Origin of the sequence: Lentzea sp. (assembly GCF_036380075.1) — a bacterium.
In the GTDB taxonomy this organism is placed as follows: Bacteria; Actinomycetota; Actinomycetes; order Mycobacteriales; family Pseudonocardiaceae; genus Lentzea.
In genome coordinates this window covers 24,616-35,361 of the sequence record NZ_DASVFL010000099.1, presented here as the reverse complement: position 1 = coordinate 35,361, position 10,746 = coordinate 24,616, and the positions used below count along the sequence as shown (strand labels likewise).

The 10,746-nt window shown below is 73.1% G+C and carries 8 protein-coding genes; 4 read left to right on the top strand and 4 right to left on the bottom strand.

What is annotated here, in order from left to right:
* Nucleotides 1–1,190: amidohydrolase family protein (locus VF330_RS11770; RefSeq protein WP_330851582.1), on the top strand; the 1,190-nt coding region annotated here is incomplete at its 5' end.
* A 19-nt stretch (nt 1,191–1,209) separates the two neighbouring features.
* On the opposite strand, the gene VF330_RS11765 is transcribed toward VF330_RS11770, so the two are convergent.
* Nucleotides 1,210–1,788 (bottom strand): TetR/AcrR family transcriptional regulator, encoded by a 579-nt coding sequence (locus VF330_RS11765; RefSeq protein ID WP_330851581.1) that lies wholly within the window; start codon nt 1,786–1,788, stop codon nt 1,210–1,212.
* 56 nt (nt 1,789–1,844) lie between these two features.
* Here VF330_RS11765 and VF330_RS11760 point away from each other — a divergent pair, with 56 nt between their 5' ends.
* Entirely contained in the window at nt 1,845–2,624 is a 780-nt protein-coding gene (locus VF330_RS11760; RefSeq protein ID WP_330851580.1) for an SDR family NAD(P)-dependent oxidoreductase, read from the top strand.
* Between the two features lie 216 nt (nt 2,625–2,840).
* The gene (locus tag VF330_RS11755; RefSeq protein WP_330851579.1) at nt 2,841–3,440 is read left to right on the top strand and encodes a hypothetical protein; all 600 of its coding nucleotides are present in this window, start codon (nt 2,841–2,843) and stop codon (nt 3,438–3,440) included.
* Between the two features lies 1 nt (nt 3,441).
* Here the strand turns inward: VF330_RS11755 and VF330_RS11750 are convergent, their stop codons facing one another.
* Entirely contained in the window at nt 3,442–4,302 is an 861-nt protein-coding gene (locus VF330_RS11750) for an SDR family oxidoreductase (RefSeq protein WP_330851578.1), read from the bottom strand.
* A 237-nt stretch (nt 4,303–4,539) separates the two neighbouring features.
* Here VF330_RS11750 and VF330_RS11745 point away from each other — a divergent pair, with 237 nt between their 5' ends.
* Complete coding sequence (locus VF330_RS11745; RefSeq protein ID WP_330851577.1) at nt 4,540–7,686, top strand: GH92 family glycosyl hydrolase; 3,147 nt, start codon at nt 4,540–4,542, stop codon at nt 7,684–7,686.
* Between the two features lie 12 nt (nt 7,687–7,698).
* Here the strand turns inward: VF330_RS11745 and VF330_RS11740 are convergent, their stop codons facing one another.
* Together VF330_RS11740 and VF330_RS11735 are read right to left on the bottom strand one after the other, a co-directional pair.
* Nucleotides 7,699–9,423 carry an FAD/NAD(P)-binding protein gene (locus VF330_RS11740; protein WP_330851576.1) on the bottom strand — a complete coding sequence of 575 codons (1,725 nt, stop codon included), beginning with the start codon at nt 9,421–9,423 and terminating at the stop codon, nt 7,699–7,701.
* Nucleotides 9,420–10,658 carry an MFS transporter gene (locus VF330_RS11735; protein WP_330851575.1) on the bottom strand — a complete coding sequence of 413 codons (1,239 nt, stop codon included), beginning with the start codon at nt 10,656–10,658 and terminating at the stop codon, nt 9,420–9,422. Before VF330_RS11735 ends, VF330_RS11740 begins: the two co-directional genes overlap by 4 nt.
* Nucleotides 10,659–10,746 lie beyond the last annotated feature (88 nt).

Sequence of the window (10,746 nt, the reverse complement as noted above, 5' to 3'; positions counted from 1 at the left end):
TCGGGCTCGACGTGACCGGCGCCGAGGTCGTCGACGCGACGGGCAAGATCGTGATGCCCGGTTTCGTCGACACCCACCGGCACACCTGGCAGACCGCGTTCCGCGGGGTGGGGGCGGGCTGGACCTTCGGCCAGTACGGCGTTGCCGTGCACGGCACCCTGCGGCGGCACTACCGGCCGGACGACGTGTACCTGGGCAACCTCCTGGGCCGGCTGGAGGCGCTGAGCTCCGGCGTCACCACCATGCTGGACTGGTTCCACTGCGCGGACCACCCGGACAACGCCGATGCCGCGGTCCAGGCCCTGCGGGAGGCGCCCGGACGGTCGATCTTCTGCTACGGCGCCGGTGTCGACGACGCCCCGATCGCGCCCGAGGTCACCCGCGTCCGCGCGCAGCTGCCCGGCGACGGCATGGTGCTGGGCCTGCGCGGCCCCCAGGTGACCTCGATGGACACCACCGCCGCCGACGTCGCACTGGCCCGCGAGCTGGGTCTGCGCGTCAGCGTGCACGTCCACGGCGGCACGGGCTGGCCCACCGGCCGCCGCCCGATCGCGGACATGCGCGACCGGGGGCTGCTCGACGACCGCACGACCGTCGTGCACGGCAACGGCCTGTCCGACGACCAGCTCGCGATGATGGCCGACCACGGCTGTTCGGTGTCGATCAGTCCCGACGTCGAGCTCAAGATGGGCCACGGCTGGCCGGAGACCGGACGCGTCCTCGCTGCCGGGATCCGGCCCTCGCTGTCGGTCGACGACTGCCCGTCCGCCGGTGGCGACATGTTCTCCGCCATGCGCACCGCCTTCGCCGTGCAGCGCGGTCTCGGCGGTGGCCTGACCGCGCGGGAGGTGCTGGAGTTCGCGACGATCAACGGCGCCAGGACCTGCGGACTCGACGCCAGGACCGGCAGCATCTCGGTGGGCAAGGACGCCGATCTGGTGCTGCTCGACGGCGATGACCTCTCGGTCTTCCCGGTCGGCAACGCCGCCGGCACGATCGTCACCGCCGGTCACCCCGGCCTGGTGGACACGGTCTTCGTCGCGGGCCGGGTGGTGAAGCGCGACGGACGCCTGGTCGGCGTCGACCTGCCCGCGCTGCGCGAGCGGGTGCTGGAGTCGCGTGACCGGATCGCGGCGGCGGCCGGGATCGCGGTGGACGGGTCGTGGACGCCCGAAGCGACGTCGAGATGAGTCCGCCTGCCTGACGCGGTCATCCCCGGGAAGCGGGACCGGGGAGCAGCACCTCGAACAGCCGGGTCAGGGTCGCCTCGACCGTCTTCTCGTCGGTCTCGTTCAACGCGCTGCTGCCGATCACCTTGCGCAGCAGCCAGAACCCGGCGATGAGCGCCAGCGCCACGGCCGCGCGGTCGGTGCCGCGGGTGTCCGGTGCCACCTCGTGCACGTGCGCCTCGACGTGGCGCTCGATGTTCTCCCGCAGGATCTCGGCCGCGCGCGGGTTGGCCGCCGACCTCAGCATGAGCAGGAACGGCGACAGGTCGTCCGCGGCGGGGGAGGTGCGGCGCACCAGCGTCGCGGCGATGTCGCGCGCCAGGGTGGCCGGGTCGCCGCCGAGCACGGTGCGGTCGGTCATCGACACCTCCACGACCTCGGCGAACAGTCCCTCCTTCGAACCGAAGTAGCGGTTGACCAGCATCGCGCTGACCCCGGCCGCCTGGGCGATCTCGCGGACCCCGACGCCGTCGAAGCCGAACCGGGTGAACGCCTCGACGCCGGCGCGGAGGATCGCGGCGCGGGTGGTGGCGGCGTCTCGGCGGTGTGCGGAACTCATGTATACGAGTGTAGACTTCGAGCGAAGTATACGACTGTAGACATGTGGAGAACGCGGTGGAACTGAACCTGAGGGGCAAGCGCGCCCTGGTCACGGGATCGAGCTCGGGCCTCGGCGAGGCGATCGCACGGCTGCTCGCGGCGGAAGGCGCGGACATGGTCGTGCACGGCCGTGACGAGTCGCGCGCCAACGCCGTCGCGGCGGACATCGGCGCCGTCGGAGTCGCGATCGGCGACCTCGCCACCGACGCCGGGGCGGACGCGGTCGCCGCCGTCGCCGGCGAGGTGGACGTGCTGGTCAACAACGCCGGCGGGTACGCGCACACGGGCTGGCAGGACGCGACGCCGGGGGAGTGGCGGGACATCTACGAGGCCAACGTGGTGTCGGCCGTCCGGATGATCCAGCGCCTCGTCCCCGGCATGCGCGCCCGCGGCTGGGGCAGGGTGGTCCAGATCGGCGGCGGGCTGGGCTCCCAGCCGATCGCGGTCCAGCCGCACTACAGCGCCACCCTGGCCGCCCGGCACACCCTCGCCGTCTCCCTGGCGCGCGAGCTGAAGGACACCGGTGTGACCTCGAACGTCGTCTCGCCGGGAGCGATCATGGTCGACTCGGTCGAGCGGTGGCTGACGACCCAGGCGCCCGCCAACGGGTGGGGCGAGGCCTGGGAGGACATCGAGCGCAACGCCGTCGCGTCGCTCGTGCCCAACGACGTCGGCCGGTTCGGCAGGCCGGAGGAGATCGCCGGAGCGGTGGCCTACCTCGCGAGCCCGTACGCGGACTACGTGAGTGGCGCGACGATCCGGGTCGACGGCGGCACGGTGAGGTCGGTGGTCTGACGCGCCCCGGCGCGACCTGCGGCTGTCACGTGCGGTAGCGGTGCGCTCACCAGCGGCGATGTGAGCATGAACACTCGTCTGTGACGTTGTCGTGTTCGTTTCGTAATGTGGCGGGCCGTGTGAAGATGCCCCGTCCCCGACGCAAGGTGCTCCCGAATGCCGGGCCGACATAGAACGAATCCGACAGCCAGCAAGAAGCTGCCCATCGCGGTCGCCGTGACCCTCACCGCGGGTCTGGCCACGACCTTCTGGGTGGTCCGCGGTTCCGACACCCCGGTCGACCCGACCGGAGCGGCCGCCCAGCTGGGCGCCCCGACGACCTCCGTCAGCCAGTCGCTGTCGCCGGTCCCGACGACGACCACCACGCCGTCCTCGGAGCCGCCGATGACCACCACGGTCCCGCCGGTGACCACGACGACGCAGCAGACGACCACGCCACCGCCCCCGCCCCCTCCGCCGCCGTGCCCGACCACGCTGGACGGGGTGAAGCCGCACGTCGCGCAGGTCGGTCACCACGTCGCGGGCAAGTTCGGCGTCGACGACATCGGCGGCGCCGCCGGTCGAGGCGGCTCCGGCGAGCACCCCCTCGGCCTGGCGCTGGACTTCATGGTCGACACCGCCACCGGCAACGCCCTGGCCGACTACGTGCTGGCCAACCAGAAGGCCTTCGGCGTCACCTACGTGATCTGGCGCCAGCGCTACAACGACGGCAGCGGCTACTCGGCCATGGAGGACCGCGGCAGCCCCACGGCCAACCACATGGACCACGTCCACGTGTCGTTCAAGCCGGCCGCGACCGTCCAGGTCACCTGCTGACTCAGGTGATCGGGTCGCCGCCGGTGACGCCGAGGACCTCGCCGGTGACGTACCCGGACTCCTGCGACGCGAGGAAGACGAAGGCGGGCGCCAGCTCCGCGGGTTGCGCGGCACGGCCCAGTGGCGTCCGCGCGCCGAAGCCGCCGATGTTCTCCGGGGGCATCGTCGCGTGCGTCAGCGGTGTCCACACCGGGCCGGGCGCCACGGAGTTCACCCTGATGCCCCTGCCGATCAGGTCGGCCGAGAGGTTCTTCGTGAAGTTGACGACGGCGGCCTTGGCGGCGGCGTAGTCCATGAGCACGGGCAGCGGGGCGAACGCCTGGATCGACGAGGTGGTGATGATGGCCGAGCCGGGGCGCATGAACGGCACCGCGGCCTTGCAGAGCCAGAACATCGCGTAGACGTTGATCCGGAAGACCGCGTCGATCTCGTCGCCGCCGACGCTGAGCAGACCGCCGGAGCGCATCAGCTGGTGGCCCGCGTTGTTCACCAGCACGTCGATCCGCCCGAACTCCTCCCGCGCGCGTTCGGCGACCTCGCGGCACATCTCCTCGGTGCGCAGGTCGCCGGGGACGAGCACGGCCCTCCGCCCGGCCTCGCGCACCAGCTCGGCGGTGCGCTCGGCGTCGTCCTGCTCGTCGTCGAGGTAGGACAGCAGCACGTCGGCGCCTTCACGGGCGAAGGCGATCGCGACGGCCCTGCCGATCCCCGAGTCGCCGCCGGTGATCACGGCCGCGGTGTCCGGCAGCCGTCCGCTGCCGCGGTAGGTGCGCTCGCCGTGGTCGGGCTCCCGCGCGTCCCGGTCGCCGGGACGCGGGTACTGGGTGCGGGGGTCCTGGCGGGTGTACTGGTCCTCTGGCATCTCTGGCCACCTCGTGACGGCGGGGACGCGAACCGGTCGGGCACCGGCGTTCCGATCCTGCCGGGCCCGGCCGGGATTGCCCAGCGGCGAGGACGGGTCCGCGCGTTCCGCTGGTCGTTGACACGGTTGTCATCCCCCGGCTGTCGTGGACGAGCCAAGTCTTCGGCAAATCGTTGACGCGGCCACCCCTGATCGGAAGGTTCGGACTCGTCGACGTCGACGACAGGGGGAGGCCCGGTGCGAGTCAGGTTCGCGGTGGCGGCGTTTCTGGCGGTGGTCCTGGGCGCGCCCACCACCGCCGCGGCGGCTCCGACAACGATGTCCGACCTGGTGGCCGACCCGGTCGCGCACGTCGACCCGATGATCGGCACCGGCAAGGGCGGCGCCACGGTGGGGGAGATCAACAACTTCCCCGGCCCGGCCACGCCGTTCGGCATGATGCAGTTCTCGCCGGACACCAAGGGCTCCTACGCCGGCTACCAGTACCACTCCGACCGCATCCGCGGGTTCAGCCTCACGCACGCGTCGGTCGGCTGTTCGGCGTTCGGCGACGTGCCGCTGCTGCCGGTCGCCGGTGAGGTCGGCAGCGCCCCCTGGGACCGCACCGAGGCGTTCGGCCACGACGGCGAGCAGGCCGAGCCGGGCTACTACGCGGTGACGCTCGGAGACGTCCGCGCCGAGCTGACCGCGACCACCCGCACCGGACTGGCCACGTTCACCTACCCGGAGGGCGCGACGCCGCAGGTGCTCGTCAAGGCGGGCGCCAGCCTCGGCGGCAACCCCCGCGCGCAGGTCCGGATCACCGGCGACCGCGAGCTCAGCGGGTCGGCCACGTCCGGCGACTTCTGCGGCAAGGGCAACGAGTACACCGTCTACTACCACGTCACCTTCGACCAGCCGTTCACCGCGCACGGCACGTGGGACGGCCGTGCCGTCACCCCCGGCTCCGACAGCGCCGACGCGTCCAGGGCGGGCGCGTACCTGACCTTCGGCTCCGGCGCCGTGGTGCGGGCCAAGGTCTCGATGTCCTACGTGAGCACGGACGGCGCGAAGGCGAACATGGCAGCGGAGGTGCCGGGCTGGGACTTCGCCGCCGTCCGGAAGTCCACCAGGGACGCGTGGTCGGCGGCGCTGGGCAAGGTGCGGGTGGCGGGCCGGGACGCGGCGCAGTTCAAGTCGTTCTACACCGCGCTCTACCACTCCCTCATGCACCCCAACACGTTCGACGACGCGGACGGGCGCTACATCGGGTTCGACAACCGGATCAGGACGTTGCCGGAGGGCCGGCACCAGTACGCGAACTTCTCCGACTGGGACACCTACCGCTCCCTCGCGCCGTTGCAGGCCATGCTCTTCCCCCGCGAGGCCGGCGACATGGCGCAGTCGCTGACCAACGACGCCGTGCAGGGCGGCTGGTGGCCGCGCTGGCCGGTGGCCAACGACTACACCGGGCAGATGACCGGCGACAGCTCGGTGGCGCTGGTCTCCACGTTGCACGCCTTCGGTGCGCGCGACTTCGACGTGAAAACCGCGCTGAAGTACCTCGTGAAGGGCGCGACCTCGGTGGACAACACGCCGGGCGCGTACCGGGAACGGCCCGGCATCGAGCAGTACACGGCCCGTGGGTACATGCCCAACAACGACGCCGCTCGCGGTGACCACGCCCGCGTCGGCGCGTCGATCACGCTGGAGTGGGCGGTCGACGACTTCGCCATCGCCCGGCTCGCCGAGGCCGTCGGCGAGCACGCCACCGCCCGCGAGTTCTCGCGGCGCGGCCAGTACTGGCAGAACGTCTTCAACCCGATCACCGACCACGTCGCGCCGCGCGGGCAGGACGGGCGGTTCCCGGACGGACCCGGCTTCGTCCCGCCGCAGCCGGGCAGGTTCGGCCAGAACGGCTTCGACGAGGGCAACGCCGCCCAGTACTCCTGGACGGTGCCGCAGAACCCGGCGGGCCTCGTCACGGCGATGGGCGGCCCGGCGGCGGTGTCGCAGCGCCTCGACGCGTTCTTCCAGAAGCTCAACGTGGGCCCGAACGAGCCGCACATGTGGATCGGCAACGAGCCGAACTTCGGCGTGCCGTGGCTCTACAACCACGTCGGCCGGCCGTGGAAGGCGCAGGAGGTCGTCCGCCGCATCGCCACGACCCAGTTCAGCGCGACCCCCGACGGCGCACCCGGCAACGACGACCTCGGCGCGATGTCGTCGTGGTACGTCTGGGCCGCGCTCGGCATCTACCCCTCCACGCCCGGCACACCGGACCTGGTGGTGCACAGCCCGTTGTTCGAACGCGCGGTGATCTCGCTGCCGAACGGGCGCGAGCTCGACATCCGCGCGCCCGAGGCCGCCACGACCGCGCCGTACGTCCACGGGCTCAAGCTCAACGGCCTCCGCTGGGACCGCACGTACCTGCCCCGCACCGCGTTCCGCACCGGCGGCCGCCTGGACTTCGCACTGGCATCCACCCCGGACGAACGCTGGGGGACCGGCAGCACGCCACCGTCCTATCGCGACGGTGAGAAGCCGTTCCTGGCCGCGGTCACCAACCAGGTCGTCGTCGAACCCGGTGGCACCGGCCAGGTCGAGGTGAGCGCGCAACGGCTCGGCGGCCGCGACCGCTCGCTCGACGTGACCACCTCCGCGCCGGACGGCGTCACCGTCACCGGTCCCCGGCGGCTCGACCTGGACACCGGCACCGGCAGCGGCACCGCGACCCTGACGGTGGCCGTCGCGCCGGGCACCCCCGAGGGCTACCGCGAGCTGCCGGTGGCCGTGCGGGGCGCGGGTGGTACCACCTCGCCGAGCTCGGTGATCGTGCTGGTGGCGAAGAAGGACGGGCTCGCCGCCGCGTACGCGAACGTCGGCGTCTCCGATGACGGCGACGTGGGGTCCGCGGACGTCGACAGGGCCGGGAACAGCTACTCCCGGCAGGCGCTGGCGGCCGCCGGACTGGTGGGCGGCGCGACCCGCGAGGTCGCGGGCACGTCGTTCACCTGGCCCGCCGCGCCCGCCGGCCGCCCGGACAACGTCGTGCCGGCCGGGCAGACCATCGCCCTCGCCGGCACGGCGACCCGGCTGACGTTCGTCGGCGCCGCCACGAACGGCGACCAGCGCGCCACGGCGACGGTCACGTTCACCGACGGCACCACCGGCCAGGCCGACCTCTCGTTCGGCGACTGGGTGCTGCCCGGCGGCGGCCAGAACCCGGTGTTCGGCAACACGCTGGTCGCCCGCGCCGAGTACCGCAACCGGCCGAAGGGACCGGAGCCGGGCGCGTCGATCTTCGCGACCACGCCGTTCGACGCGCCGGAGGGCAAGGTGATCGCCTCGGTGACGTTGCCGTCCAACGCGAACCTCCACGTGTTCGCCATCGGTCAGTCGTGACGGGCGGCGCTCTCAGACCCCGGCCGTCACGAGGGCGCCGAGCTCGGTGAGGACGCGGCGCGCCGTCTCGTCGTTCTGGCGGAAGAACGGCGCGTCGCGGCCGGGCCGGGAGAACGCGCCCAGCGCCCCGCCGCCCGCGAACAGGCCCAGCGCGAGGCGGCGCGGGTGCGGACTGCCCGCGCGGTCGAGGACCTGGAAGGTGTCCGGGTCGACGGGGACGCGAAGTCGTTCGTGCGTCAGGTTTTCGAGCAGCGGGTGGGCACGGGCGTCGGGGTCGGGCAGGCGCGCCTCCACGAGGTGGCGGGCCGTCACCGGCGAGGGGAGCGAGGCCGTGCGGGCGCGGAAGGCGTCGGCCGCGTGGTCGACGCGCAGGTCCGCGCCCAGGAAGCGGAGGATTCCCGCCCGCGACAGCGCCCCGAGCTGCTCCAGCCGGTGCGGCGGAGGACCGGACCCCAGGTAGGCGGCGAAGCGCGACAGCATCGCGGCCGCCCGCCCGGCCGCCGGTGTGGGCGCGGTCTGCTGCTCCAGCACCTCGCTGACCGTCAGGAGGCCGTGCAGCACCGCGGCGTGCGCGCTGTGCCGGGGGTCCGTGGCGCGAGCGACCGTGCGGCCGAGGTGGTCGCCCATCCACGAGCCCAGCTCGGTCTGGTCCGCGAACGTCCGGCCGGCGAGCGGGGAGCGGAGGAAGCTCACGTCCGCCCGGTCCTGCGGAGCGGGGACCGCGCGGGCGACCAGCGCCTCCAGCGCCGGGTCGGTCACGTCGACCGCGGCGAACTCCGCGGCGAAGGTGCGCCAGGGCAGGCGGGTGCGGTCCCGGTGCGCCGCGAACAGTTCGCGGTAGTGCGCCCACACCAGTTCCCGGCAGGCGGCGCCGACCAGTTCGCCGGGGGTGGCCGTGGCGAGGAGGTCCGGGGTGAAGAAGCGGGGCGCCGGGTCGGTCACCGGGGGCAGCAGCGGCTTCGGCAGGTAGGGCACGCCGCGACGGGATCCCGCGTGCAGCACCGGTTCCCGGCCGCTCGGGCGGTAGCTGAGGACGCCGTCGCGGCTGCGGGTGAACCGCCCGCCGCGGCCTTCGGTGAGCAGCACGGCGAGGTCGACGAACGCGAGTCCCAGGCCGGACACCAGGACGCGCTCGCCCGGTGGCAGGAGGTCCAGGTCCTCGTCGCCGGGGCAGGACGGCGGGAGGTACGTGCCGCCGGTGCGGGCCGCGTGTTCCTGGTGCGCCCGCTGCTGTTCGTCGCGGTGGCCGCCCACGTTCCCCTGTGCCAGCACGACGACGTCGGCGACCACGTGCGAGCCGTCGGCCAATGTGATGGTCTGCCGGCTTCCGTCGGACAGTGCGACAGCACTCGTCCGGTGCACGACAACCCTCACGTCGGACGGGAATGCGTTCACCGCCCGGTCGAAGCACCAGGTCAGGTAGGCGCCGCCCAGCCGTCTGCTCGCGAACGCGTCATCGCCGACACCGGCCCACTCCGCGAGCGTGGGACCTGGCGTGATCGGACCGGCGCAGCGCACGCTGCGGTCGGTGAACATCGTGACGTCGCCCGCGCGGGAGTTCATCAGCAGCAACTCCGACTGGTCCGGCCGCCACACCCGGCCGGCTCCGGCGGGGTGCGGGTCGACGACGTGGATCTCGCAGCCGCCGGAGGGGAGCAGCCGGGCGTTGGCCGCGAGCCGTTCCAGCAGACCGGTGCCGCGCGGACCGGCCCCGACGATGGCGAGCACGGCGGTCATACGAGGACCGCCGGCTCCTCGGCCACAGCGGGCTTGCGGGTCACCAGAACCGCGCGCAGCAAAGGCACGCAGCCGAGCAACGCCAGTCCGGCGCACACCCACGCCGTGGGCCGCAGGCCGATCGCGTCGGCGAGCAGACCTCCGGCGAGCGCTCCGAGGATCTGCGCCGCCGTGGCGACCGTGCGCAGGCTCGCGATGGCGCGTCCCAGCACGTTCTCCGGCACGAGCTCGGTCAGCGCGCCGCTCAGGCCGACGTTGGCGATCGCGCCGAACACGGTCGGCAGTGCGAGCCCCACGACGGCGATCGTCAGCGCGACCGGCAGCGGTCCGCTCGCCGAGGGCAGCACGAACGCGGCGACGACGGTGCCCGCGCTTCCCAGCACCGCCAACGAGTTCAGGCTCATCCGCTCGGCGAGGCGTCCCGCGGCGAGCGAGCCCGCGAGGCCCGCCAGGCCGCTGATCGCGAAGAGCGCGCCGTAGAGACCGAGCGGCACGGACAGCTCGCGCAGTAGGAACGGCGCCACGATGGTCGCGAGCGCGCCCACGCTCATCGACCGCACCGCGGTGAAGACGCCGAACGTGCGCAGGAACGGGAACTTCGCCACCTGCCGGAAGCCCTCACCGATCTCGACCACGAGCGACCGGCGCTCGACGGGGGCCGGTGCGCCTTCGTCCGGTGCGGTGATGCGCGTGAGCAGGACGAGGCTCACCAGGTAGGTCAGGGCGTCGACCACCAACGCCACCGCACCGCCCAGAGCGGCGATCAGCACGCCCGCCAGCGCCTGCCCGGCCGTGCGGGCGGCGTACTCGCCCGACTGCAACCGGGCGCGGCCCGCGGTCAGCCGGTCCGGTGGCACGAGGCTGCGCAGGTGCGTGAAGTAGACGGTCTCGACGACGGTGGCTATGCAGCCCAGGACGAAGCACAGCCCGGCGAGCCACCAGATCGTCGCGGCTCCGGCCCGCACGCCGAGGGCGACGGACAGCACGAGCGCGGCGGCCGCGGCGTTGCAGCCGATCAGCACCCGGCGCGGCCTGCGCAGGCGGTCGCCGATCACCCCGGCCAGCAGGCCGAACACGCAGGCGGGCAGCACCGCGGCCGCGCTGACGAAGCCGAGCTCGCCCGGCGTCGCGTCGAACGCGATGACGCCGAGGGTGGCGATCGCCATCGTGGTGAAGGTCGACCCGAAGGTGGAGCTGACCTCAGCCGACCAGTAGTAGCGGAAATCGCGGCTCATGCTGTTCCTCCCGCGGCGCGGAGAAGGGGTGTTCCGGGGAAACGCATCGGGGCGGAGAGCGGGGGAGTGCCCCCGCCCCCGCCCCGTG

What these genes read in the sequence shown, in the direction of transcription:
- VF330_RS11765 (WP_330851581.1), bottom strand. Translation starts at nt 1,788, where the DNA reads ATGAGTTCCGCACACCGCCGAGACGCCGCCACCACCCGCGCCGCGATC.
- VF330_RS11750 (WP_330851578.1), bottom strand. Translation starts at nt 4,302, where the DNA reads ATGCCAGAGGACCAGTACACCCGCCAGGACCCCCGCACCCAGTACCCG.
- VF330_RS11740 (WP_330851576.1), bottom strand. Translation starts at nt 9,423, where the DNA reads ATGACCGCCGTGCTCGCCATCGTCGGGGCCGGTCCGCGCGGCACCGGT.
- VF330_RS11735 (WP_330851575.1), bottom strand. Translation starts at nt 10,658, where the DNA reads ATGAGCCGCGATTTCCGCTACTACTGGTCGGCTGAGGTCAGCTCCACC.